This is a genomic window from Candidatus Frankia alpina, from assembly GCF_902806485.1.
In the GTDB taxonomy this organism is placed as follows: domain Bacteria; phylum Actinomycetota; class Actinomycetes; order Frankiales; family Frankiaceae; genus Frankia; species Frankia alpina.
Map to the genome: position 1 here is coordinate 21,005 of NZ_CADCWT010000012.1, position 24,467 is coordinate 45,471.

At 72.8% G+C, this 24,467-nt stretch carries 23 protein-coding genes and 1 tRNA gene; 11 read left to right on the forward strand and 13 right to left on the reverse strand.

Annotation, left to right across the window (positions count from 1 at the left end; all coding sequences use genetic code 11):
- The first annotated feature begins 151 nt into the window (after positions 1-151).
- Together G6R25_RS03045 and tyrS are read left to right on the forward strand one after the other, a co-directional pair.
- Positions 152-1,555 carry a S8 family serine peptidase gene (locus G6R25_RS03045; protein WP_235947286.1) on the forward strand — a complete coding sequence of 468 codons (1,404 nt, stop codon included), beginning with the start codon at positions 152-154 and terminating at the stop codon, positions 1,553-1,555.
- A gap of 9 nt (positions 1,556-1,564) precedes the next feature.
- A complete protein-coding gene (gene tyrS, locus G6R25_RS03050; protein WP_163551628.1) occupies positions 1,565-2,854 on the forward strand; it encodes a tyrosine--tRNA ligase in 1,290 nt (429 codons plus the stop codon).
- Here tyrS and G6R25_RS03055 read toward each other — a convergent pair.
- Together G6R25_RS03055 and G6R25_RS03060 are read right to left on the reverse strand one after the other, a co-directional pair.
- Entirely contained in the window at positions 2,851-3,762 is a 912-nt protein-coding gene (locus tag G6R25_RS03055) for a glycosyltransferase family 2 protein (RefSeq protein ID WP_163551652.1), read from the reverse strand. The genes tyrS and G6R25_RS03055 overlap by 4 nt on opposite strands.
- 91 nt (positions 3,763-3,853) lie before the next feature.
- Complete coding sequence (locus tag G6R25_RS03060) at positions 3,854-5,095, reverse strand: glycosyltransferase family 2 protein (protein WP_163551630.1); 1,242 nt, start codon at positions 5,093-5,095, stop codon at positions 3,854-3,856.
- Between the two features lie 345 nt (positions 5,096-5,440).
- Between G6R25_RS03060 and G6R25_RS03065 the strand changes: the two genes are divergently transcribed.
- On the forward strand, positions 5,441-6,643 hold the full coding sequence (locus G6R25_RS03065) for a glycosyltransferase (protein ID WP_163551632.1): 1,203 nt from the start codon (positions 5,441-5,443) through the stop codon (positions 6,641-6,643).
- A gap of 35 nt (positions 6,644-6,678) precedes the next feature.
- On the opposite strand, the gene pth is transcribed toward G6R25_RS03065, so the two are convergent.
- The 8 genes from pth to G6R25_RS03105 all read right to left on the reverse strand — a co-directional run bounded on the left by pth (position 6,679) and on the right by G6R25_RS03105 (position 11,782).
- Positions 6,679-7,272, reverse strand: a complete 594-nt coding sequence (gene pth, locus G6R25_RS03070) for an aminoacyl-tRNA hydrolase (protein WP_163551633.1) — start codon at positions 7,270-7,272, stop codon at positions 6,679-6,681.
- Between the two features lie 69 nt (positions 7,273-7,341).
- On the reverse strand, positions 7,342-7,965 hold the full coding sequence (locus G6R25_RS03075) for a 50S ribosomal protein L25/general stress protein Ctc (RefSeq protein WP_163551654.1): 624 nt from the start codon (positions 7,963-7,965) through the stop codon (positions 7,342-7,344).
- 182 nt (positions 7,966-8,147) lie between these two features.
- Positions 8,148-8,741 (reverse strand): Asp23/Gls24 family envelope stress response protein, encoded by a 594-nt coding sequence (locus G6R25_RS03080; RefSeq protein ID WP_163551635.1) that lies wholly within the window; start codon positions 8,739-8,741, stop codon positions 8,148-8,150.
- A complete protein-coding gene (locus G6R25_RS03085) occupies positions 8,738-9,451 on the reverse strand; it encodes a DUF6286 domain-containing protein (RefSeq protein ID WP_235947298.1) in 714 nt (237 codons plus the stop codon). Before G6R25_RS03085 ends, G6R25_RS03080 begins: the two co-directional genes overlap by 4 nt.
- A gap of 176 nt (positions 9,452-9,627) precedes the next feature.
- Positions 9,628-10,047, reverse strand: coding sequence for an Asp23/Gls24 family envelope stress response protein (locus G6R25_RS03090; protein WP_136446599.1), 420 nt, complete (start codon positions 10,045-10,047; stop codon positions 9,628-9,630).
- Positions 10,044-10,232: a DUF2273 domain-containing protein gene (locus G6R25_RS03095; protein WP_163551637.1), complete on the reverse strand. Its 189-nt coding sequence runs from the start codon at positions 10,230-10,232 to the stop codon at positions 10,044-10,046. The genes G6R25_RS03090 and G6R25_RS03095 overlap by 4 nt, the downstream gene beginning before the upstream one ends.
- Positions 10,233-10,760: 528 nt before the next feature.
- Positions 10,761-11,204 carry a hypothetical protein gene (locus G6R25_RS03100; RefSeq protein ID WP_235947288.1) on the reverse strand — a complete coding sequence of 148 codons (444 nt, stop codon included), beginning with the start codon at positions 11,202-11,204 and terminating at the stop codon, positions 10,761-10,763.
- A gap of 53 nt (positions 11,205-11,257) precedes the next feature.
- The gene (locus tag G6R25_RS03105) at positions 11,258-11,782 is read right to left on the reverse strand and encodes an Asp23/Gls24 family envelope stress response protein (RefSeq protein ID WP_235947292.1); all 525 of its coding nucleotides are present in this window, start codon (positions 11,780-11,782) and stop codon (positions 11,258-11,260) included.
- Positions 11,783-12,109: 327 nt separating this feature from the next.
- On the opposite strand from G6R25_RS03105, the gene G6R25_RS03110 reads away from it, so the two are divergent.
- Both G6R25_RS03110 and G6R25_RS03115 read left to right on the forward strand, forming a co-directional pair.
- On the forward strand, positions 12,110-13,171 hold the full coding sequence (locus G6R25_RS03110) for a 4-(cytidine 5'-diphospho)-2-C-methyl-D-erythritol kinase (RefSeq protein WP_163551639.1): 1,062 nt from the start codon (positions 12,110-12,112) through the stop codon (positions 13,169-13,171).
- Positions 13,168-15,054, forward strand: coding sequence for an ABC-F family ATP-binding cassette domain-containing protein (locus tag G6R25_RS03115; protein ID WP_163551641.1), 1,887 nt, complete (start codon positions 13,168-13,170; stop codon positions 15,052-15,054). The genes G6R25_RS03110 and G6R25_RS03115 overlap by 4 nt, the downstream gene beginning before the upstream one ends.
- A gap of 14 nt (positions 15,055-15,068) precedes the next feature.
- Here the strand turns inward: G6R25_RS03115 and G6R25_RS03120 are convergent, their stop codons facing one another.
- Positions 15,069-16,100: an acyl-CoA desaturase gene (locus G6R25_RS03120; RefSeq protein WP_336500473.1), complete on the reverse strand. Its 1,032-nt coding sequence runs from the start codon at positions 16,098-16,100 to the stop codon at positions 15,069-15,071.
- Between the two features lie 512 nt (positions 16,101-16,612).
- Between G6R25_RS03120 and G6R25_RS03125 the strand changes: the two genes are divergently transcribed.
- The 4 genes from G6R25_RS03125 (at position 16,613) to G6R25_RS03140 (ending at position 20,703) form a co-directional block, all read left to right on the forward strand.
- A tRNA-Gln gene (locus G6R25_RS03125) sits at positions 16,613-16,684 on the forward strand.
- Between the two features lie 276 nt (positions 16,685-16,960).
- Positions 16,961-18,484 carry a bifunctional UDP-N-acetylglucosamine diphosphorylase/glucosamine-1-phosphate N-acetyltransferase GlmU gene (glmU, locus tag G6R25_RS03130; protein ID WP_336500475.1) on the forward strand — a complete coding sequence of 508 codons (1,524 nt, stop codon included), beginning with the start codon at positions 16,961-16,963 and terminating at the stop codon, positions 18,482-18,484.
- Between the two features lie 164 nt (positions 18,485-18,648).
- Positions 18,649-19,623, forward strand: coding sequence for a ribose-phosphate diphosphokinase (locus G6R25_RS03135; RefSeq protein ID WP_136446593.1), 975 nt, complete (start codon positions 18,649-18,651; stop codon positions 19,621-19,623).
- A gap of 54 nt (positions 19,624-19,677) precedes the next feature.
- Positions 19,678-20,703: a tryptophan--tRNA ligase gene (locus tag G6R25_RS03140; protein ID WP_163551643.1), complete on the forward strand. Its 1,026-nt coding sequence runs from the start codon at positions 19,678-19,680 to the stop codon at positions 20,701-20,703.
- A 47-nt stretch (positions 20,704-20,750) separates the two neighbouring features.
- On the opposite strand, the gene rsmA is transcribed toward G6R25_RS03140, so the two are convergent.
- Together rsmA and G6R25_RS03150 are read right to left on the reverse strand one after the other, a co-directional pair.
- Positions 20,751-21,521: a 16S rRNA (adenine(1518)-N(6)/adenine(1519)-N(6))-dimethyltransferase RsmA gene (rsmA, locus tag G6R25_RS03145; RefSeq protein ID WP_235947295.1), complete on the reverse strand. Its 771-nt coding sequence runs from the start codon at positions 21,519-21,521 to the stop codon at positions 20,751-20,753.
- 107 nt (positions 21,522-21,628) lie between these two features.
- A complete protein-coding gene (locus tag G6R25_RS03150) occupies positions 21,629-22,453 on the reverse strand; it encodes a TatD family hydrolase (RefSeq protein ID WP_163551645.1) in 825 nt (274 codons plus the stop codon).
- Between the two features lie 114 nt (positions 22,454-22,567).
- Between G6R25_RS03150 and G6R25_RS03155 the strand changes: the two genes are divergently transcribed.
- On the forward strand, positions 22,568-23,686 hold the full coding sequence (locus tag G6R25_RS03155) for an ABC transporter substrate-binding protein (RefSeq protein WP_163551647.1): 1,119 nt from the start codon (positions 22,568-22,570) through the stop codon (positions 23,684-23,686).
- A gap of 177 nt (positions 23,687-23,863) precedes the next feature.
- Positions 23,864-24,418 carry a YdcF family protein gene (locus G6R25_RS03160; RefSeq protein WP_163551649.1) on the forward strand — a complete coding sequence of 185 codons (555 nt, stop codon included), beginning with the start codon at positions 23,864-23,866 and terminating at the stop codon, positions 24,416-24,418.
- The last annotated feature ends 49 nt before the right edge of the window (positions 24,419-24,467 follow it).

A 24,467-nucleotide genomic window follows, 5' to 3' on the forward strand; every position in this document is an offset into this window, starting at 1 on the left:
TGACGCCGACCGCACCATTTCCGCCCGGCCCACCCGTCATCCCCCTCAGCGCGCCGAGTGGCACGTCCCGGGAGGCAGGACCCCCCTCATACGACCCCGCGCCATGCCCCGCGGTCCCACCGGGACGCAGCCCCGCGGTCTCCTCCGAGCGGTGGCGGCCGTCCTGGCCCTGCTGGTCGGGTCCGCCCTCGGCGTGCCGCTACTCGCCGCTCCGGCCACCGCCGCCGCCCCCGCGCCCGCGCAGGGCTCGCAGTGGTACCACGCGGTGCTCGGGCTCGCCCAGGCGCAGCGGATCAGGCAGGGCGCCGGGGTGGTGGTCGCGGTCATCGACGGCGGGGTGGACGCCGACCATCCCAAGCTACGGGGCCAGGTCCTGCCCGGCGCCGGCGTCGGGCCGGAAGCGGCTCCCGACGGGCGGCGCGACGATGATCCCGACGGCCACGGCACCGCGATGGCGGGCCTGATCTCGGGACGCAACGACAACGGCCCGCCGGAGGTGCGCGGCATCGCTCCGGCCGCCCGGATCCTGCCCATCTCGACCGGCGCCGAGGCGGACTCGACGGAGGTCGCCCGCGGCATCCACCTGGCCGTCGACCTCGGCGCCGACATCATCAACCTCTCCCTCGGCTCGCTCGGAACCGCGACCCCCGACGAGCGCGAGGCGGTCGCCTACGCCTTCGCCCACGACGTGGTCGTGGTCGCCTCCGCCGGCAACGCGGAGACCGGCGACCGGCGACCGACGACCGGCGAGATCAACTCCCCGGCGAACATCCCCGGCGTCGTCGCCGTCACCGGCTCGACCGCACGGGGCGGCTTCTGGCGCGGCTCATCGCTGGGCGCGCGGGCCGTCATCGCCGCCCCGGCCCCGGGCATCCGGGCGCCCGTGCCGACCAGGGTCTCCCCGGACGGCCTGGACACCGGCGCCGGCACCTCGAACTCGGCCACGATCGTCTCCGGCGTGGTCGCGCTCATCCGGTCGGCCCGCCCCGACCTGGACGCGCCCAACGTCATCAATCGGCTCATCGCCACCGCGCGGGACGCCGGACCGCCGGGACGCGACATCGAGTTCGGTTTCGGCATCGTCGACCCCGGCGCGGCGTTGACCCGGCCGGTGTCGGTCGTCGCCACCAACCCCCTGCTGGCCACCCCGACCCGCTCGGGCGGCTCGGGCGGCGGCGGTGGCCTCGGCTCCCCGGCCGCCGCGTCGGCGGGACCGCCGACGGGGACCGACGGGCGAGCGGCACCGGCGGACGGCGCGGCCTCGCCCCTGGGCGCGGCCGCCGATGCATCCGCCGACCCCGGCGGCCCGGCGGCCGCGGACGGCGGGCCGGGCCAGGGCCGCGACGGCACCGCCGCGACGGCGGCCGGCGGCCCGGCGGCCGGGGGCGGCCCCGGCCGCGGATCTCCGGGCCACCGCGGCGTCGCCCGCGTCACACTGGCCTGGGTCGGCGGCCTGGCCCTTGCCGTCTGGTCGGGCGGCCTGATCGGCGTCGGCGCGCATCTGCTGTCCACCCGACGAACCACGACAGGCCGACGGTCGCACGGCCACTCCTAACATGGCCACATGACACACGCGCTCCTGGACGAGCTGTCCTGGCGTGGACTCATCCACGACAGCACCGATCCCGCCGAGCTACGGGAACACCTCGACGGCGGCAGGCGGCGCTGCTACATCGGTTTCGACCCGACCGCCCCGTCGCTGACCATCGGCAACCTGCTACCCATCACGCTGCTGATCCGGGCCGCCCGGACCGGACTCGGTGCCGTCACCCTGTTCGGGGGCGGCACCGGCCTGATCGGCGACCCGTCCGGCAAGTCCGCCGAGCGCACCCTGCTCACCGTCGAGGACGTGCGGGCCAACGTGACGCGGCACCGCGAGATCATGGAGACGATCTTCGGGCGGGCGCTGGCCGCCGGCCAGATCCCCGCCTTCGTCGACAACGGCGACTGGCTCGGCGGCCTCGGCATGATCGAATTCCTGCGAGACGTCGGCAAGCACTTCCCCGTCACCGAGATGATCAGGCGGGACTCGGTCCGCCGCCGCCTCGACGACCCCGACGTCGGCCTGACCTACACCGAGTTCAGCTACTCACTGTTGCAGGCGTACGACTACCGCCGGCTGTGCGAGGACCATGGCGTCACGCTTCAGATGGGAGCGTCGGACCAGTGGGGCAACATCGTCGCCGGGATCGACTACGTGCGCCGCGTGCTGCGGACCCAGGTGCACGGGCTGACCTGCCCGCTGCTGCTGCGCGCGGACGGCACGAAGTTCGGCAAGTCGGAGAAGGGCGCGGTGTGGCTGACGGCCGACCGCACCTCGCCCTACACGCTGTACCAGTTTTTGATCAACCTGTCGGATGACGAGGCACGACGGTTCGCGCTGTTCTTCTCGCTCACCGACCGCGAGCCGCTGGAGCGGCTGTTCGCCGAGCATGCCGAGGCGCCGGGCCGCCGCGCGCTGCAGCGCCATCTCGCCCGGGAGATGACGGCGCTCATGCACGGCCAGCCCGCCATCGACGCCGCCGAGGCGGCGTCCGCGGCGCTGTTCAGCGGCGATGTGAAGGCGATCGGGGCGGACCTGATCTCGGACGTGTTCGCCGACGTGCCGACGGTCACCGAGCCGCTGGCCCGGCTCACGGTCGACGGCGGCTGGCCCGTCGTCGACCTTCTGCTCGCCACCGGCCTGGCCAGCAGCCGCCGCGACGCCCGCGAGCACCTCGGCAACCGCGCCGTGCTGGTCAACGGCGACCGGGTCGACGCGGTAGCCACCGTGACCGAGAAGGACCTGCTGCACGGCTCGGTGATCCTCGTCCGCCGCGGGCGCCGCGAGTGGCGAGTCGCCCGCTTCGCCTAGGGGGCGGGCGGCCCGACGAGCAGCCCCTTGATGTAGGCGGCGTGCTCGTCGGCCACCGCCTTCTTACCCCGGGCGCGGGAGAGCACCGTGCGCCCGGCGTACCCGGCCACGAGCATCGAGCGCATCACGTTCACCCGGGTCGGGGCGTTGTGTTTACGCAGGTAACGGACCATGGACGCGCCGCGCATCTGGAGCATCCAGGTCTTGCCCGCGCCGCTGCCGCCGGCGCCGTGCGGCACCAGCAGGTCGGTGTGCAGCTTCTGGTGCAGGCCGGCCTCGCGGATCGCCCGGCCGAGCGCCATGTCCTCGTTGTAGACGTAGAACGTCTCGTCGAAGCCGCCCAGCTCGAGGAACACCGAACGGCGCACGGCCATGCAGGCGCCGGTCAGCCACTCGGGGTTCATCGGCCGGCCGGGGGTCGGGCGCGCGAACAGCGCCGAGGTCGGCGCCACCTTGTGCGCGCCGAGGACGTGCAGCAGCACCCGCCGCGGCGTCGGCTCCCATCCGCCGTTGCCGAGTTCGGGCCGGTTGTCGTGGCCCTTCATCGTCGCGGCGCTGGTGACCAGCTCCGGGTCGGCGAGCAGGTCGTCGACGAGCACATCGATGACGTCGACGGTGGGCCGGCTGTCCGGGTTACCGAGGACGATGTAGTCGTACCTCGACGATCGGATGCCCATGTTCGCGGCCTTCGCGAACCCCTTGCCGCCGCCGGAGTCGAGATAGCGGGCGTTCGGCCGATCCACGAGCAGCTCGTCGACCCGGTCGACGCCCTTTGCGTTGTCGATGACCACCACCGGCATGTCCAGCGGCAGCGTGGCGAACAGTTCCTCGAGTTGTTCCCGGCTGTGATAGCTGACCAGCACGAGCTCGTACTGCCACGTGGACCGCTTGGGTTGGTCGACCGACACGGCGGCACGCTCCTCACTACGTGTGTTCACGCGAGATTCCGATGCACCGTACGGCCCCGGCTGCCGACGGTACTTGCCTGCAGGCCTCGGTTCAGCTGCCGGCCGACGTCAGCGCACTGGACGAGGTGGCCGAGCCCGTCGAACCCTTCGAACCCGCCGGGGCGGTTCCGTCCGGTGCACCGGCGCCGGAGGGCGGGGCGACCGGCTGGCGATCCGGCTTCGGCCACACGGCCGGGCGGTCCCGGGCGGCGAAGCGGCGCACCCCGCCGAGCGCGACGGCCTGCAGGAAGAAGACCTGTGCGACCAGCCGACTGGGCCCCGGCGGTGTCCGCCCGGTCATCAGCGCGGCGGTGCTCGCCGCACCGGCGGCGTTGCCGGCCAGGAACACCCGGGCAGCCGAGCTGTGGCGAGCGGCCGGGACGGCCATGGCGATGAGGACGACGTGCGCCACCGGCCCGAACGACGAGCGGACCAGCCGATGCCCCCACAGCTGCGGGGTGACCGGCAACGCTCCCGGCACCAGCGTCGCCCGGCGGCGCCAGAGCATGTCCAGGTTGCCGGCGACGATCCGGGTCCGCCGCTCCCACTCGCCGGTGTAGTCGGGGGTCGCCGACTCAGTCGAGTACGCCTCGGGCTCGTAGACGACCCGCAACCCGCCCTCGAGGATGTCGAGGGCGAGCCAGGCGTCGTCGACCACCGTGTCGGCGGGCAGCGGCCGGAACGCCTGCCGGCGGAAGGCCAGCATCTCGCCGACGACGCCGATCGTCGCGCCCGTCGCCGACTCGCGGCGCTTCAGCCACGACTCGAACTTCCAGTAGAAGCCCTGGGCGCCGTCCGGGTCGTCGACCTGCTTCTCGCCCGCGACCGCGCCGACGGTCTCATCGGTGAAGTGGCGGGCGGCGGCGCGCAGCGCGCCGGGTGCGAGCACCGCGTTGGCGTCGGTGAGCACGACGATCTCGTGGGAGGCGGCGGCGACTCCGCGGTTGACCGCGCGAGCCTTGCCCAACCGCTCGCCGGAGGACAGCACCCGCACGCCGGTCCGGCGCGACGCCTCGGCCGTCTCCGGGTCGTCCGCGACGACGATGACCTCCATCGGCCCGGGATAGTCAGTGCCGGCAAGTTCATCCAGTTTCGTCGCGATGACCGCCGATTCCCGGTACGCGGAGACGACGACGCTCAGCCCCGGCCAGATCTCGGGCTCCGGTGGTGTCGCCGGTTCCAGGCCACGGCTGCGCAGTCCGATATAAACTGGATACAGAACGTGACCGTAAACAGTTACGGCTCCGAGCGCCGCGGCGGCGGCTCCTCGGCCGATGGTCCGGACACCTGTCATGACTGTAACCGTAGCGTTCCATCGGCACGCCACGGCAAACGGCTCCGGGCCCATCGGTTCACGCGATTGACCCCATGACGCTGCGCGGCCGTGATGCGCGGCCTTGACCTGCACTGCCGTCCGATCCGCGGGGACCACTAACCGGGACACGACGGCCCGGTCACCGCGGCGACGTTGTGCGGCCACAACCACGCATCGACATTCGGCGGGCATACGAAACCACCCGGTTTATTCACGGGCATGCGATGTCATCGTGACCGTAGGGCCACGCCTTGGATTCCACCGCCGGGCGACCGGGCGGCCCCTCCCCCATGTGGGTGAACCCGGGTCGTTAGAGTGGGACCGGTGAGCGACTCCACGCGCTGGATCGTCGTTGTCGAGGAACCGTTTCTCCCGGCGGACGCCGGCGGCCGGGTGGAGACATTCAGCTTCCTCACTGCGGCCTCCGCCGCGGGTATTCGGATGCAGATCCTGGTTCCCTCGCGCGAGGATCTGGACATCGCCGCCTACGAGGAGGCGGTTCCCGGCTCGGCGGTGATCCGGCTGCCTCGGGACGACAGCCCGCGCGCCCACCTGACGTCGAGGCCGTTCATGCACGCCTCCCGACCGGTCGGCCCGCTGCGGCGCGCCCTGGAGTCCACGCCCCCGCAGGCCGACGCGGTGATCAGTTACAGCTGCCGGTCGTCGCATCTCGGCGAGGAGATCGCCCGAATCTGGAAGCTGCCGCACCTGGTGCGCGCGCACAACGTCGACTCGGAATTCTTCCGGGTGCTGGCCCGCAGCAGCTCCGGCCCCCGGGGCGTGGCCTACGAGCTCGAGTACCACAAGCTGCGCCTCGCCGAACTGGCGATGCACCACTCGCCCCTGGTCACCTGCATCGCCGACATCTCGCTGGAAGATCACGAGTGGCGGCGCACCCGGGCGAGCGTGCCCACGTTCCACCTGCCGCCGTTCCTGCCCGTGGGTGCGCTGCGGGCGACTGCCTCCACCACACCGGCCGCGGCGGCCGGCACGGCCGCCGACCAGCGGCTGATCTTCGTCGGTTCGCTGGACACCCCGACGAACATCGAGGCGCTGCGCTGGTTCCTCGGGGGATGCTGGCCGACGATCCGGGTCCACCATCCGAAGTCGATCTTTCAGGTGGTGGGACGGCGCCCGGAGGACGGCCTGGCCGCGTGGCTCGCCGGCTTCGACGGCGTCGAGCTGCACACCGACGTGCCCAGCGTCGCCGGTTACCTCACCGCGGCGACATTGTCGGTGAACCCGATGCGCTCCGGCTCCGGCGTGAACATCAAGGCCATCGAGGCGATGGCGACCGGTATCCCGGTGGTGAGCACCCCGACCGGCAGCCGCGGGCTGGGCTGGACCCCCGGCGTCGACCTGCTGGTCGCCGACGAGCCGAGCGCCTTCGCCGCCGCCGCGTGCGAGCTGCTGGACAACCCGGGGCGGGCGACCGAGATCGGCCTCGCCTGCCGGGCCTTCGTCCGCCGCGAGCTCGACCACGCGGCGCTGATCGGCCGCATTCAGGAGCACCTGACGCCATCCTGAACGGCGGGCGGGGCGGGGGCCGGAGGCGCCCCCCGTCAGAGCAGGGCGTGGAAGCGATTCTGCGTCGACTCCAAGCCGTCGGTGATGAGCATTTCAGCCGAGTCGGCGGCATGCTCCAACAACAGCGGCAGCTCGCGCCGCTCTGCCGTGCCGAAATCCCGCAGCACGAAATCGGCCGCGTCCATCCGGCCCGGCGGGCGACCGATGCCGACCCGAACCCGCAGGTAATCGCGGGTACCGAGGGCGGAGGAGATCGACCGCAACCCGTTGTGGCCGTTCTCCCCGCCGCCGCGCTTGAGCCGGACCGCCCCGAACGGGATATCCAGCTCGTCATGCACGACGATGACCCGGACTGGATCGATCTTGTAGAAGGTGCGCACCGCCGAGACGGGCCCACCGGAGAGGTTCATAAAGGACAGCGGGCGAGCGAGGACCGCACGCGCACCGGCGAGGCGGACCTCGGCGACGTCCGCCCGGGAACGGTGCGACTTCAGCCGCGACCCGGCTCGCTCCGCGAGCAGGTCGACGACCATGAAGCCGGCGTTGTGGCGGTTACCCGCGTAACCCGGGCCCGGATTACCCAGTCCGACGACGAGCCACGGCCCGTCGTCGGTCGGCACGTTCGTCATCGACAGCTCATCCGCAGATCATCGGCAGGTGACGAGAGACGAGGAGGTCGACAGGGAGAACCGTCCACCTCAGGCGGACGCGCTCGCCACGCCGGCCTCCTCGGTCGCCTCCGTGGTCTCGCCGAGCTCCGCGTCCTGCTGGGCGACGGTCCGCTTGGCCAGGCACTGCACGACGACCAGGTCGGGATCGGCGTCGAGCTCGGCGCCCTCGGGCAGCGGCAGCTGGCGGGCGAACACGGCGGTGCCCGGCTCCAGGCCGGTGATGTCCACCTCGATGGCGTTCGGCAGCTGCGACGCGTCGGCCTTCAACGCAATCGAGGTGACCTGCTGGTCGATCAGCGTGTCGGGGTGGGGCTCCCCGATGACCTGCACGGGGATGTCGGCAACGACCTTCTCGCCCCGGTTCACGAGAACCAGGTCGATGTGCTCGAAGCTGCCTCTGATCGGGTGCCGCTGGACGTCCTTCGCGAGCGCGAGCTCGATGCCGTCGGCAAGCTCGAGCGTCAGCAGGACGTTCGTACCGGCGACGGTCTTGAACGCGTGCATCAGGTCGTGTGCGGGCAGAGCGATGTGGCGCGGCGGCTTGCCGTGACCGTAGAGAACAGCGGGGACCTTGCCGGCGCGGCGGGTGCGACGAGCACCGCCCTTGCCAAACTCGGTGCGCGGCTCCGCGGCAATGCGGACCTCGGACATGGCGGCGCTCATCCTTTCCAGAACATGGGATTCCATCGCCGGAGGGCGGGAGAACCACCGCGGCGCGGTCCTTCACAGTACCGGACGCTTCACGGAAGGCGGACGACCACCCCGGTGTCTGTCAAGACCCCTGCGCGGACTCGGGCCGTCACGGCGGCGGCGGTCCGGCCGGGACCGCGGCGTCAGCGGACGTCGGGCCCGCGACGAACCCCGCCGACGGCCGTGACATCCACCTGAGCTGGCAGGTCGGGACGGCCGAGCGCCCGCCGGGCCCGTTCCAGCACCGGGCCGCACACCTGGCCGAGCACGACGGGCACATCGGTGCCCCGCGCCACCCGCACCGCGATCTCCAGCGACGGTTCATGCCGGCCCCGCAGCTCGACCCGCGTCCCCCTGACGCCCGTTATCCCGGCCACGTCGTCCTCGACGGCGTCGGTCAGCGCGGTCGCCGGCAGGTGCACGTCGCCGAGCTCATCGTGGGTCACGTCCAGCCCATGGGACCTGTCGGTGCGAAACTGCTGCGCCAGCCAGACCAGCGCCAACAGCGCGATCAGCCCGCAGACGACCCCGACAACCGGCCAGAACCAGCCGTGGTCCGCGACGAAGGCACGGGCGTCCGGGTCGAGCACCGGTCGGTCCGCCCGGTCGTCTCCGAACACGCCGACCCCGACGAGCAGCGCGACCACGCCGACCGCGGTGAACAGCAGGCCCAGCGCAGCGAGAACTACCCGGTTGCGCCGGTCGGTCGACGGCGTGCGCGGCCCGAGCCCGGTCACGCTCCCTCGCCTCCCCGCCGAGCCGCGGCACCCACTCTGGAGCCGTCCAAACCGTCGGGCTCGACCGGACCGTCGGGCTCGGTCCGACCGGCACCCTCGGCGGGCCCGGCGTAGCCGGCCGGACCGCCCCGACCAGCCCGGCCGTCATGCCTAGCCGGCCCGTCGCCACCAGCCAGTTCGTGCCGGCGACCGGCCGACGGCGTGGTGGCCCGGACGATCAGGTCGGGCGGCTCGGCCAACGCGAAGGCGTCGAGCTCCTCGCGCAGCACGGCGCCGACCCGTTGCGGCGCACCGATCACGGTGCGGGGACTCAGGCGCAGCCGCACATCCGCGGCCCGCCGGTCCACCCGGACCCGGGCCCGCTCCACCCCGTCGACGGCAAGTGCCGTGGCCCGCAGGTCCCGGGCCAGCCCCCGCCGGTTGACGAAGACCCCGACCCGCGGGCAGTCCCAGCGGGTACGCAGCCGGGCGGGCGTGCCGCGCCGGAACGCGGTCCCGATCAACAGCAACCCGACCAGCGCGACGAACCCGGCGGCCAGCAACACCGACCCCGTCGACCAGGCGGTGTCACTCAGGTGGTCCGCCCAGCTTCGCTGATCGACCAGGATGTGCCCGCCGCCCGCGGCGGCGGCGACGATCTCGATGACGGCGATGACACCGGCAGCCGCGACCAACGCGGCGAGCAGTCCCGAGACGATCCGGCGTCCCATCCGCACGATGTCCACCCCCCGTCGAGTTCACCCCTGTCCACTACCCGTGCCCAATTGCGTACGAACAGACACCACCTCTTCCCGTCCTCCACCTTGCAGGGAGGTGAAACGGGCCCGGAAGCGGCGGAATGGGCCGATCCTAACGCCGCGGACGAACCATCGAGGATCAGCGGGGATCAGCAGTCCGGTTCGCCGCTGCCGAGGCTCAGGGAGGACACCTGGATGTCGAGATGGGTGACCCGCATACCAGCCAGCGCCGCGGCCCGCTCCCGCACCTCGCCCCGCACCCGCTCGGCGGTCTCGCCGACAGGATTCGGGTACCGCACGGAGAACGTCATGGTCAGCCGCGCCGTGTTGCCCTCGATCCGGGCGTCCACCCGGGGTCGGCGGGCATGCCCGCGCCGCCGGGCACCGCCGCGCAGCCGGACCCCCCCGCGGCGCGCGGGCCGCCACGGCCCGGTGACCCCGACCACCTCCGTGGCTGCCATCGCGGCGATCTTCTCCACGACCCGGTCAGCGACACGGAGCGAACCCGCCCCAGCGGACCCCCCGCGCTGGGTGCCGGCGGAGTTGTCGGGCCGAGATGGCCTCGTCACCTCCGGCTCCGGCGTCGATCGACGCCCACGTAGCGGGTTATGTCGAGATCACCGTCGACCACCTTGCCGACGACCAGCCCGATCGCCCCGAAGACTATGACGATCAAGAACTCGCTGAACCCGCCGAAGGCGAGAGCGAGCCCGGCGATCAGGCCGGTGATCAGACCGAGTGCTGCTGCTCGCATGGTGACGTCCCTTCCGGTCCACGACCCGTCCAGTCGGGTGGTACGTCCGGCGTGCCCCTTGGACGGGCGAGGAAGGGGCCATTGGCATGATCGTCACATGTGGTGAGGCATCACCACGGTTCCTGCGAGGGGTGTCGCGTCACCGGCTCCGAGAGCCACCCCGTGCTCTCGGAGCGTCTTCTCGGTGTACCCACCGGACGTCGAGTCGACGGGCCCACCGCCTACCGAGGCCCGGCCATCGCTTCCGCGCGACGCCACACCAGGTCCGGCCGCGATCCGCCAGCCAGCCGGTCAGCTGCTCGGGCATGGTGCGCCGGCGGTAGGCCGTCGGCCGCGAGGCAGCACCGGTCGACGAGCCCGAGGCCGACGAACGGCGCAGGGCCCGCAGTCCCTCAGCGAAAGCGTAGGGATCCCCGCCGCGGTCGGGGTGGTGCGTCCGAACGAACGCACGGACCTCCGCTCGACGCCGGGCCGCGTCGGCGTCGGGCCGGGCATCCGCACGGGCGGCGTCACCCGCATTTCGGGGAGTCACGGCTGCCATGCCCCGGGCTCCTCGCCATCCCCCGGCTGCGCCCGCTCCGGGTCCCCCACGCCCGGGGCGGATGGCCCTTCGCCGGCCGCCCACCCGCCGGCCGGGGTGCGCGGATCGACCGGGGCCGGCCCGTCCGGAGGGTCGAGATCGCGGATGACCACGTCCACCCGGGGGCAGTCGGGGGCGGCGCAGCGCACCGCGGCCCGGATCCGGCCGGCGAGATCGGCCAGCGGCTCGCCATAGCGGCAGTCGACCTGCACGACAATCCGGTCGTCGCGCACGCGCACCCCCGCGACCCGGCGGCGGGGCAGGTAGGTCGCCACCTCGGCCACCGGGTCCCCGTCCTCCGCACCGACTCGCGCGGGGATGGTCAGGGACGCGGGCGTGGGAGCGGCGACGAGCCGGGCCACCCCGGGACAGGCGGCAACTGCCGCCGCCACCCGATCGGGGTCCCACCGAAACCAGGCGGTGGCCTCCCCCGTCCCGACCAGGCTCACTCGACCCGCCGGCTGTCTTCCTGGCCTTCGTCGCCGATGTACACATCGTCGACCGCGACGTTGACCTCGGTGACCTCCAAACCGGTCATCCCCTCCACGGAGCTGACGACGTTGTGCCGGATCGACTGCGACAGGTCGACGATGGAGACCCCGTAGTCGCAGACAACGTCCAGATCGATGGCGGCCTGGCGCTGGCCGACCTCGACCGCGACGCCCTGCGAGACGCTCGCCGACGCGCCGGGGATGCGAGCCTTCACCGAGCCGATCGCCCGGGCGCCGCCGGTGCCCAGCTCGTGGACGCCGGCGATCTCCCGAGCCGCCACCCCGGCGATCTTGCGGACCACGGCGTCCGCGATCGACGTGCGGCCCTGTTCGCTGAGGAGCTCCGTGGAGTGCTTCCGGTCCGGCACGGTGGCCCGGCCGGCGCCACCGACGCCGGTCGCCGACGGATCCGTCCGGACGGCGCTGTTCGAGGTGCCGGATCCGGTCGTCGTGGTTCCGGAACCCGAGATCGTGGTCATGGTGCTCCCTTTCGTCGGTACGGCGTCCCTTGGGCGGGCCATGGTCGCGGCGCACCACCCGGTGTCGGGCTGGCCGCCCCGACGGGGTCGTCCACGCCGCGAGCCGCCCGATTTCACCAGCCAGGCATCACCCTCCTCCCATGTACCCCCGCGGGTGGACGGTCATACGCTCCGAACCCGCGGATAGGTTGGATCCGGCCGGTCGCCCCGCCCATACGGACGGGGCCGCCCGCATCGAGTGAACCTGAGTGAGTCCGAGCGAAGGAGCATCCGCTGCCTCGATCCCACCCGGGTCCGCGCCATGGCGCGGGAGCCGGCACCGTTGCCGTGACCGTCCGGGCCCCGGCCAAGGTAAACCTGCACCTCGGCGTCGGTCCGCTGCGGCCGGACGGCTACCACGATGTGATCACCGTGCTCCAGGCCGTCTCGCTGTTCGACGACCTCACCGCCACCTCGCTCACCGTCACCTCGCCCGGCGCCACCTCGCCCGGCGCCGAGGCGCTCGGGGGACCGCCGGCGGCGACCCCCGACGAGGCGGGTGACGAGGGGATCGTGGTCACCGTCGAGGTCTCCGGTGAGGGCGCGGACCCGACCGCGCAGGGCCCGGCCACGACCACCCCCGACGTGTCGATCGTCCCGACCGGCCGGGACAACATCGCCGTGCGCGCGGCGCACCTGGTGGCCGAGGCCGCGGGTATCACCTCGGAGCGGGTGCACCTGACCCTGGCCAAGGGCATCCCGGTCGCCGCGGGCATGGCCGGCGGCAGCGCGGACGCGGCGGCGGCGCTCGTCGCCTTCGACGCGCTGTGGCAGACCGGCCTCGACCGGGCCGCCCTCGCCGGCCTCGCCGCCCGGCTGGGCAGCGACGTCCCGTTCCCGCTGACCGGCGGCACGGCTCTGGGCACCGGCCGGGGCGAGCAGCTCACCGACGTCCTGGCCACCGGCGACTACCACTGGGTGTTCGCCCTCGCCGACGGCGGCCTGTCCACCCCGGCCGTCTACGCCGAGTTCGACCGGCTGTCCGAAGGCCGGCTTCATGCCGGTCCCACGCCCGCCGACGACGTGCTGGCCGCGCTGCGCACCGGTGACCCCGTCCAACTCGGGGCCGCCCTCGTCAACGACCTGCAGCCGGCGGCGCTGCGGTTGCGGCCGGCGCTGCGCCGGGTTCTGGAGACCGGCCGTGAGCTCGGCGCCGTCGGGGCCATCGTGAGCGGTTCCGGGCCGACCTGTGCCTTCCTCGCCACCGGGGCGACCGCGAGCGTCGAGCTCGCCGCGAGCCTGGCCGGAATGGGGGTCGCCCGCGCTGTGCGTCGTGCCTGCGGGCCGGCGGCCGGCGCACGGGTGTTGGAGGGTCCGGACTCCGCGGACGGGTCGGGCGGCGGGCCGTGAGCCCCGTCCTGGTCAGCCTGGAGAACGTCGACGCCGCCTTCGGCACCCGCGCCCTGCTTGATCAGGTAAGTCTGGGTATCGGCACCGGCGAGCGGATCGGTGTGGTCGGGCACAACGGCGCCGGCAAGTCCACCCTGCTGCGGATCATCGCGGGCGAGGCGGAGCCCGACGCGGGCCGGGTCGTGCACGCAGGTTCAACCCGGGTCGGCTCTCTGGCCCAGGCGGACGTGCTGCCCGCCGACCGGACGGTCCGCGAGGTCGTCGTCGGCACCGGCGCGGAGCACGAGTGGGCCGCGGATCCGCGGCGCCGCGGCGTACTTGCCGGCCTCGGGCTGCTGGACCGCCTCGACGACCTGCTCGGCCCGATGTCGGGCGGCGAGCGTCGGCGGGTGGCGCTGGCCCGGCTCCTCGTCCAGGACCTCGACCTGCTGATCCTCGACGAGCCGACGAACCACCTCGACGTCGAGGGGGTCGCCTGGCTCGCAGGCCACCTCGCCGGATGGCGCGGCGGCCTGCTGGTGGCCACCCACGATCGCTGGTTCCTCGACGAGGTGTGCGGCCGGGTCTGGGAGGTCGTCGACGGGCGCGTCGACGCCTACGAGGGCGGCTACTCCGCCTACGTCCTCGCCCGCGCCGAACGGACCAGACGGGCGGACGCGACGGAGGCCCGTCGGCAGAACCTGCTGCGTAAGGAGCTTGCCTGGCTACGCCGTGGGCCCCCCGCCCGGACCAGCAAGCCGCGGTTCCGCATCGACGCCGCCAACGACCTGATCGCCGACGAGCCGCCGCCCCGCGACACGATGGCGCTGCGCAGCTTCGCAGCCTCCCGGCTCGGCAAGGACGTCTACGACGCGGAGAACCTCACCATCCGGGTCGGGGACCGCACCCTGTTCGACGGCATCACCTGGCTACTCGGCCCGGGGGACCGGATCGGGCTGGTCGGCGTCAACGGCGCGGGCAAGACGACGCTGCTGCGTGCCCTGCTTGGCGACGTCGTCCCGGACGGTGGTCGGGTGAAGGTCGGGGCGAGCGTCCGCCCGGCGCTGCTGTCCCAGGAGGTCGCCGAGCTCCCGGCGTCGCTGCGCGCGCTGGAGGCCGTCGAGCAGGTCGGCCGGGTGCTGGAGGTCGAGCGGGGCCGGGAACGCAGCGCCGGGCAGCTGCTGGAGCAGTTCGGCCTGCCGTCGTCACGGCAGTGGACCCGGGTCGGTGACCTCTCCGGTGGCGAACGGCGCCGACTGCAACTCCTGCGCCTGCTCATGGCCCGCCCGAACGTGCTACTCCTGGACGAGCCGACGAACGATCTCGACACGGACACGCTCACCGCGTTGGAGGACCTGCTCGACTCCTGGCCCGGCACCCTGGTCGTGGTCAGCCACGACCGGTACTTCCTCGAGCGGACCTGTGACGTGACGATGGCCCTGCTCGGCGACGGCCACCTGCGGATGCTGCCCGGCGGCATCGAGGAGTACCTGGCTCGCCGCGCCGCCGCCGGATCCGAGGCCGCCGCCTCGGCCGCGCCGGCCCGGGGTGCCGCCGCGGGCGGGACGAGTGGCGCGGGTGTCGCGGCCGCCGCCCGGACGGGCGCGACCGCGCCGGGCGTCCCCGCGGCCGCCGCAACAGCGGCAGCGACCGCCACCGGCACGGCGACCGGGCCGTCCCGGTCCGGCAGCGAGCTGCGGGCCGCCCGCAAGGAGCTGACCCGCCTCGAACGCGCCCTCGACCGGCTGACCCGCCGGGAGCAGGAGCTCCACCATGCCCTCGCCGAGGCGGCGACGGATCACGAGCGTCTGCTGGCTCTGGACGCCGAGCTGCGCGCCGTCGTCGCCGACAAGGACCACACCGAGGAGGCCTGGCTGACGCTCGCCGCCGAGCTCGAAGGCTGAGCCGGGGGCGAGGCTCAGGCGGTGGCGTCGGCCGTGACGCGCTTGGCGGCGAGGCGGGCCGGGTCGGGCCAGCGGACGTCCCAGACCAGGTGCAGCGTCTCCATCAGCTTGATGATGTAGAAGCTGGTGTCGATCTGCCAGGGGCGCACGCCGTGGCGGGCCGAGATCGGCTCGGCATGGTGCAGGTTGTGCCAGGACTCGCCCATCGACAGCAGCGCCAGCGGCCAGACGTTGGTGGAACGGTCCCGCGACCGGTACGGCCGGGAGCCGAGCACGTGGCAGATGCTGTTCACCGACCAGGTGACGTGGTGCAGCGTGGCGACCCGGACGAGGCCGGCCCAGAAGAATGCCTGCACGGCCGCCTCGAACGAGCCGCCCCAGAGACCGCCAATGATCGCCGGGGCGGCGAGGCTGACGAAGGCGCAGCCGGCGAACGAGCGGCTGACCTTCACGATGTCCGGGTCGTCGAGCAGGTCGGGGGCGAATCGGCGCTGGTCGGTCTGCTCGACGTCGAACAGCCAGCCGACGTGGGCGTGGTAGAGCCCCTTCATCATCGACCAGGCGCCGGGCCCGTAGCGCCACGGCGAGTGCGGGTCGCCCTCGGCGTCGCTGAAGGCGTGGTGACGCCGGTGGTCGGCCACCCAGCGGATCACCGGGCCCTCGATCGCCATGTTGCCCACGACGGCGAGCGCGATCCGCACCGGCCGGGACGTCTTGAATCCACGGTGGGTGAAGTAGCGGTGGAAGCCGACCGTCACCCCGTGCCCGGAGATGGCATAGAAGATCAGGGCAAGAACGACGTCGCGCCAGGAAATCCACCGGCCCCACAGCGCGGGTATCGCGGCGACCACGGCGGCGAGCGGAACGACGATCGTCACCACCATGATGATCTGTTCGGCGCGGGCCTTCGTCATCGACCTGGGCGTGGTGGCATTACCCCGGCTGTTGGCGGGATCGGCATGGCCGACCGCCTGCCCCGCAGTCGTTTCTCGGTCATCACCCGGCGCCCGATTGTTGCTCGGTGACACCGTGTCGGTAGCGGTCATCGCCTCGTCCCGTCCATCGCGGCAGGTCCACTGCGCCGGCACTCCACCGGTCACGGTAGCCCGCCGATGTGACAACAGTCCCCATTGCCGACGTCCTTCACGCAAACGGGCCACACGTCACGGCGATCGGGCCGCCCGGCGACCAGCACCGGCCGTCCACCGCCGGCCGGAGCCCGCCCGAACGGCCTACGTCCAATGGGGTACCCGCCACGCCCGGTTGCCCACCCGGACCACCCGACTCGGACCACCGCGGCCGCGCCCGGCGACCATGCCGGGGCCTGCCGGACCGGCCTCGGCGACCCTCGACGCCGCCTCGGGCGAGGCGCGCCGAAGCCCGGTCGGCACGACGGCGGGAGGTGACCCCGCAATCATCCCCGGTGACCGATGCACAGGGCTGCGCCGGGCTGGCGGGGACCGCGGCGTGGCCCGACCCGCGGGACAGTGGTCTGCAGCCCTGCTTTTACCTTCCGAGCCACCCCACGATGGTAGAGTTGGCCTGTTTTCCTACGCGGTCCGCCGTAGTGTAATTGGCAGCACAGGAGATTTTGGTTCTCTTAGTCCACGTTCGAGTCGTGGCGGCGGAGCACTACCGGAGTACACCAGTAATACCATCACAAAGAATGGTCGGGAAGTACCGCCGCGCCGGCTGGGCTACCGTCGCCCGCAATTCTCCGCGACGGGCCGGGGCGCTTCGGCGGGGATCGGTCATGATCGTTTCCTGCGGCCCGTCCCGTGCTCCCCCGAGGTCGACGCCCGGCGTGTTACCGGCCGCAGTAACCTCCCCCGAGCCGTCGAGTCGGTCGCGGTAGTGTGGTCCTCGTCGCCCCATCGTCGTGCAGGCCAAAGATTCGGGAGATCGCGTGACATCACCACGTCCGGCGGCCGTCATCATCCTGGCGGCGGGCGAGGGCCGACGGATGCGCTCGACGACGCCGAAGGTGCTGCACCGCATCGCCGGGCGAACCCTGCTCGGGCACGTGCTGCACGCCGCCGCCACCCTGGCCGCATCCCGTACCGCCGTCGTCGTCGGCCATGGCCGGGAGCAGGTCGTGGCAATGCTGGCCGAGCAGGCCCCGGCGGTCGTCCCCGCCGTGCAGGACCGCCAGCACGGCACCGGCCACGCCGTGCGGATCGCCCTGGCCACGCTCGACGGGCTCGCCCCCGACGACACGGTGGTCGTGCTGCCCGGCGACGCCCCGCTGCTCACCGGGGAGACCCTGGCTGCCCTCATCGACCATCACCATGCCCAGCGCGCCGCGGCGACCGTGCTGACCGCCGTCCTCGTCGACGCCACCGGCTACGGCCGGGTCGTGCGCGATGCTGCGGGCGGGGTCCGGGCGATCATCGAGCACCGCGACGCCGACGCGGCCACGGCCGCCATCCGGGAGATCAACACCGGCGTCTACGCCTTCCGGGCCGGCCCACTCCAGGCGACGCTGGACCGCCTGACCAGGGAGAATGCCCAGGGTGAGGAGTACCTGACCGACATCGTCGGGCTACTGGTCGGCGCCGGCAGCCCGGTGGCGGCGCGGATTGTCGCCGATCCGGTCGAGGCCGGCGGGGTCAACGACCGGGTCCAGCTCGCCGCCGCCGGTCGGGCGCTGCGCGACCGGATCGTCTCCGCCGCGATGCGGGCCGGCACCACCGTCGTGGATCCGCACACCACCTGGATCGACGCGGATGTCACCCTCGAGCCGGACACGACGATCGCCCCCAACACCTTCCTGCACGGGCACACCCACCTGGCCCGTGGCGCCGTCGTCGGCCCCGAGTGCACCCTCACGGACACGGTCGTCGGCGCGGAGGCCAGCGTCGTGCGGACCACGGCAGAACGGGCCGAGATCGGTGCCGGCGCCACCGTCGGCCCCTACAGCCACCTGCGCCCCGGGACCCGGCTCGGCCGCAAGGGCAAGCTCGGATCCTTCGTCGAGACGAAGTCCGCCGAGTTCGGTGACCACACGAAGGTCCCCCATCTGGCCTATATCGGCGACGCGGTCGTCGGCGAGCGGAGCAACATCGGCTGCACCACCGTGTTCGTGAACTACGACGGCGTCGCGAAGCACCGCACGGTCATCGGCTCGGACGTCCGCATCGGCAGCGACACGATGCTCATCGCCCCAGTCACCGTCGGGGACGGCGCCTACACGGGGGCCGGTTCCGTCATCCGGGAGGACGTGCCGCCGGGCGCGCTGGCCGTGCGCGAGGGGCGGCAGCGGATCATCGAAGGCTGGGTGGCACGGCGCCGGCCCGACAGCCCCGCCGCCCGAGCCGCGGCCGCCGCCAGCACCAGCACTGGCAGCGGCGGCGGCGCCCCGTCGATCCCCGGGGTCCCGGATGCCGCGGCGCCGATCGACCCCGTCCGGAGCGGATGCGCACGGGGCTGACCCGCGTGGCCGGGGTGACTTGGCGCACACCCGGAGAGGCGAGGCCGGCATCGCTGGCGTTCCGGGTGCGGGAAGCAGAACGTAGAAGACATCGGCCCCAACCTTCTGACCAGCGGGGGGATGCACCCCCAGCCTGATCATCCGTCACGTCCGAGGAGAACGCGGTGGCCTACCAGACCGAGAACCGGCGCAACCTGATGCTCTTCGCGGGACGCTCGCACCCCGATCTCGCGGCGGAGGTGGCGGCCGAGCTCGACGTCGAACCCGTGCCGACGAACGCCTACGAGTTCGCCAGCGGCGAGATCTTCGTCCGCTTCTCCGAATCGGTCCGCGGCTGCGACGCCTTCGTCCTGCAGTGCCATTCGGCCCCGGTGAACACCTGGCTGATGGAGCAACTGATCATGGTGGATGCCCTGAAGCGGGCGAGCGCCAAGCGGATCACCGTGGTCGCGCCGTTCTACCCGTACGCCCGCCAGGACAAGAAGCACCGCGGCCGCGAACCGATCTCCGCTCGGCTCGTCGCCGATCTGTTCAAGACCGCCGGTGCGCACCGGCTCATGTCCGTCGACCTGCACACCGCGCAGATCCAGGGATTCTTCGACGGCCCGGTGGACCACCTGTTCGCGCTGCCGCTGCTCGCCGACTACATCGAGAACAAGCTGGACACCTCGGAAGTCACCGTCGTGGCCCCCGACTCGGGCCGGGTGCGGGTGGCCGAGCGCTGGACCGACCGGCTGGGCTGTCCCCTGGCCATCATCCACAAGCGGCGCGACCCGGACGTGCCCAACCAGGTGAAGATGTTCGACGTGGTCGGCGAGGTCCGCGGCCGCACCTGCGTCATCGTCGACGACATGATCGACACTGCCGGCACCATCACGAAAGCGGCGGAGTCGCTCAAGGCGCACGGCGCGGCCCACGTCATCGCGGCGGCGACGCACGGCGTGCTGTCCGGGCCGGCGGCCGACCGGCTGAAGAACTCCGAGATCAGCGAGGTCGTCCTCACCAACACCCTGCCGCTGCCCAGCGAGGCGCGGATTGACAAGATCACCGAACTGTCGATCGCCCCGCTGCTCGCCGCCGCGATCAAGGCAGTCTTCGAGGACGGCTCCGTGACCGGCCTGTTCGGCGGAGACGCCTGACATCTGCGCGCCGGCAAACCGACGGCCCGGGTCGCCTCCGTAGACTGCACAGCCATGGCAGCGCAACAGCCGAAGGTCTCGCTGACCGGCATCAAGCCGACAGGCGAGCCGCATCTCGGGAACTACATCGGAGCGATCCGGCCCTCGCTGGAGCTCACCTCGACCTACGAGTCGATCTACTTCATCGCCGACTACCACGCTCTGACGTCGATCCGCGACCGCAGCGAGTTGGCCGGCTACACCCGGTCGGTAGCAGCCACCTGGATCACGCTCGGTCTCGACCCGACACATACGGTCTTCTACCGTCAGTCCGACGTTCCCGAGATCTTCGAGCTTTCCTGGGTACTGTCCTGCGTCACCGGCAAGGGTCTGATGAACCGGGCACACGCCTACAAGGCCGCCCGCGACCGCAATGCCGAGGCCGGCGTGCCGGACCTGGACGCCGGAATCAACATGGGCCTATTCAACTACCCGATTCTGATGGCCGTCGACATTCTCATCATGAACACCGACGTGGTGCCCGTCGGGCAGGACCAGTCCCAGCACGTCGAATATGCCGCCGACATCGCCGGCTCGTTCAACCATCTGTTCGGCGACGAGTTCAGCCTGAAGATCCCGGCGGGGATCTACCCGGCCGGCATCTCGGCGCGGGCACTGCCCGGGACCGACGGCCGCAAGATGAGCAAGTCCTACAAGAACACGATTCCCCTGTTTGCTCCGGAGAAGCAGCTGCGCAAGCTCATCCGCGGCATCGTGAGCGACAGCACACCGGTGGAGGCATCGAAGGACCCGGACGCCTCCGCGGCCTTCGCGCTGTTTGAGAACTTCGCCACTCCTGAGGCGAGTAAGGAGATGCGGACCCGCCTCGAGCAGGGCGGCACCGGCTGGGGCGAGCTGAAGAACGCCCTGTACGAGACCGTCAACGCCTGGCTGTCGCCGCTGCGCGAGCAGTACGAGGCGCTCGTCGCCCCCGGCAGCGAGCTCGACGCGATCCTCGTCGCCGGCGCCGAGCAGGCCCGCGATCGCGCCCGTCCCGTCCTCGAAGGCGTCCGCCACGCCATCGGCATCGCCTCCCCCTGACCGAACCCGGCCCGACCGGCCCAACCTGACGCGGCGACCGGGCCCGGCTACCTGGCGGCGCGGGCGATGGCGAGACGGCAGAACGCCTCAACGTCGAGGGTCTCTCCCCGGGCGCCGGGATCCACTCCGGCCGCCTCCGCCAGGGCTGACGCGGCGTCGCGCGAGCCGGCCCACGGGGCCAGGGCCGTGCGCAGCGTCTTGCGGCGCTGGGCGAACGCGGCGTCGACCGCGGCGAACACCTCGGCGCGCAGCTCCGCCGGCCCCGGCGGGGTGCGGCGGGTGAAGGCGACCAGCCCGGAGTCGACGTTCGGCTGCGGCCAGAAGACCGGGCGGGGCACGCCGCCCGCCGGCCGGGAGTGCGCGTACCAGGCCAGCTTCACGCTGGGCGCGCCGTACACCCGACTGCCGGGTGGGGAGGTCAGCCGGTCGGCGACCTCCGCCTGCACCATCACCAGGCCGCGGCGCAGCGACGGCAGCCGTTCGAGCACGCCGAGCAGCAGCGGGACGGCGATGTTGTAGGGCAGGTTCGCGGCCAGCACGTTCGGGGCGGGCAGGCCCGCGGGCAGGTCCGCGGGCAGGTCCGCCGCCGTCAGCCGCAGCCCGTCGGCGAGCACGACGTGCAGCCGCGCGGCGGTCTCGGCGGGCAGCCGGGCGGCGGCGGTCACCGGCAGGGCGGCGGCCAGCGGCGGATCCGCCTCGACGGCGACGACGGCCCCGGCGGCGCCGAGCAGCCCCAGGGTCATCGAGCCCAGACCCGGGCCGATCTCCAGCACCGTGTCGTGCGGGCCGACCTCGGCCAGGCGGACCAGTCGGCGCACGGTGTTCGCGTCGACGAGGAAGTTCTGCCCGCGGCGCTTCGTCGGCCGCAGGTCCAGCGCGTGCGCCAGCGCCCGCAGCTCGGCGGGCGCGAGCAGCGCGTCGGTGCCTACCAGGGCCCGAACACCCGCTCGGCGTTGGCTGCGATCGACGCCCCGAGCTCGGCGACACCCACCCCACGAGTCTCGGCGAGCACCCGCAGCGTCAGCGGGATCAGGTAGGGGCCGCCGGGCCGGCCACGCCAGGGCACCGGGGTGAGGAACGGCGCATCGGTCTCGACGAGCAGCAGCTCGGCCGGGGCGACGGTGGCGGCCTCGCGCAGGTTCGCCGCGTTCTTGAAGGTCACGTTGCCGGCGAAGGACATCACGTAGCCTGCGTCGGCGCAGACCTTCGCCATCTCGGCGTCGCCGGAGAAGGCGTGGAAAACCACCGTGTCGGGAGCACCTTCCTCGGCGAGGATGCGCAGCGTGTCCTCATGCGCCTCCCGGTCGTGGATCATCAGCGCGCGGCCGGTCTCCTTGGCGATCGCGATGTGCCGCCGGAAGCTCTCCTGCTGGGCGGCATGCGCTTGCGGCGGGGTGCGGAAGTAGTCCAGCCCCGTCTCGCCGATGGCCCGGACCTTGTCCCGGCGGGCAAGCTCGGCGATGGCGGCGAACGTCTCCTCGCTCACCCCGTGGGCCGCTTCGTTCGGGTGGATGGCCACGGCCGCGTAGAGCTCCGGATGAGCGCCGGCGACGTCGGCCTGCCACCGGCTCGTCGCCAGGTCCACCCCGACGGTCACCGCCCGGGTGACGCCGACGGCGACGGCGGCCGCGATCGCGGCGTCCACCGCCGTGTCCATGAGGTCGAGATGGCAGTGGCTGTCGACGACGGCTACCGGCAGGGGATCGGGCGGCGGCGGTGCTGCACCCGTTCGGTCAGAGTTTCGCGCCACCTCACCTGTCCTTCCGCGTCCGGTGAAGTCTACGGCCGCAGCCGGGCGCGCCGAGGAATACGTCTATCAAGCATGGGACGCTTATCTCGTGAGCGACTGCGAGGAATCCTGCCGATGACGACACCGTTGACCGTGGCCCTCGTCACCCCGCTGACCGGTCCGGACGCCGCCCAGGGGCTGGCCGGTCTGCGCGGCGTCACCCTGTGGGCGCGAGACGAGCGATTCCCCGCCCCCTGGGACGAGGTCAGCCTGACCGCGTACGACGCCTACCCCGACCCGGCGGCCGCGATGCGCGCCGCGGTCGCCGCCCGCCCGGACGCCCTGCTCGGGCCCTACAGCCACCGGGCCGCCCTCGCGGCCTGCGCGGCGACCGACCGGGTCGTGTTCAACACCGGGGCACCGTCGACCAGGTTCGTCCGGCAGGCGTTCCCCAACGTCGTCAACATCGCCGCGGCCACCTCCACCTGGCCGCGGGGAGTCCTGGCGGCAGTGCGGACGGTCGACCGGCGAGCGCGCAAGGTCGTCCTGCTCGCCTCGGGCGACACCGCGGTCGAGATCACCTCGATGGCCAGGGCTGCCGCCGCGGGGCAGGCATTCGAGGTCGCCTCGCACGTCTTCGCGCCGGGGAAGGCCACCCTCGCCGCGACCCGGCTGCCCCCTGGCGACGTCCTCATCGTGCACGCGAGCCCCGGCGACGAGCTGGCCGCGGCGAACATCCTGCTGCGCCGGCCGTGGCGGGCGGCGGCGTTCTCCACCGCCGTCAGCGCGCAGGCCACCGCCAGTCTCGGCGACCTGCGCGAGCAGCTACTCGCCCCGGGAAGCTGGATGCCGGAAAGCACCCAACTGACCGCCGCCGGGCCCACCGCGCGCGAGTTCACCGCCGACTACACCGCCCTGCACGGCGTCGCGCCGACGGAGACGGCCGCCTGGGCGTACGTCACCGGCCTGATCCTGGGCCGGGCGATCCGGTTCTGCGGGGGGGTGCAGGACGCCTCGGTCCTCGCCGCCGCCCGCGGCATCGACACGACGACGCTGCTCGGCCGGTTCCGGCTGGACGAGGCGACCGGGCTGCAGGTCGGCCACCAGATCCCGATCGTGCAGTGGCAGGATGGCGCGTCGCGCACCGTATGGCCCAGAGATGCGGCCCGGGCCACGTTCGCCCATCCCCGCCGGATCACCAGCCGGCCGGCCTCGCCGCCCCCGACCACCCGGTCGACCTCCACACCCGCGTAGGCCCCTCGGACGGCAACGGACCACCCGGACAGCAGCGGACCCACCCGCCTCCCGGTGTTGTCCGGGGCGGCGGGTTGCGGCGGGTGGACCCACCCGGACCGGGTGAGCCGTGATTGGCTCGGGTCACGCGGTGGAACGACGGCCACGGCGGCGCCTGGCCGCCGCGAAAGGAGGCGCATGGCGGCGGGTCCGCTCGAGCATGCGCCGGCCGGTGGGTCGCGCCGCCGGGTGATCGCCATCGTCCTGGTCGGCACCCTGGCAATGGCGTTCACGGCGGCGACCGCGCGGCTGTTCGTCTTCCCCCATCGGGATCCGCCGGCGCCGGTCGACGCGATCGTCATGTTCGCGGGCAGTGCCGGCCGGCTCGAACGGGCGGTCGCCCTCGCCCGAGCCGGTTACGCCCCGGTTCTCGCCATCTCGACGCCGACCACCGACGACCCCTGCCCCGATGACATTCCCGGGGTGGAGGTGATCTGCTTCGCGCCCAGCCCGCTGACGACCCAGGGCGAGTCCCGCTGGGTGGCTGCCGCGGCGGCCCGGCGCGGTTGGCACTCCCTCATCGTGATCGCTGCGACGACGCAGAGCACCCGGGCCCGGCTGCGGCTCGGCCGCTGCTACCCCGGCGAGGTCCGCATGATCGGTGTGCCCCCACCCCGCCGCATGTGGCCATACATGATCACCTACGAATGGGCCGCGATGGGCAAGGCCCTGCTGCTCCAGCGGAGCTGCTGAACCGCCCCCGCACCACGACGCACCGCATGAGACGCAGGGCGCGACCGAG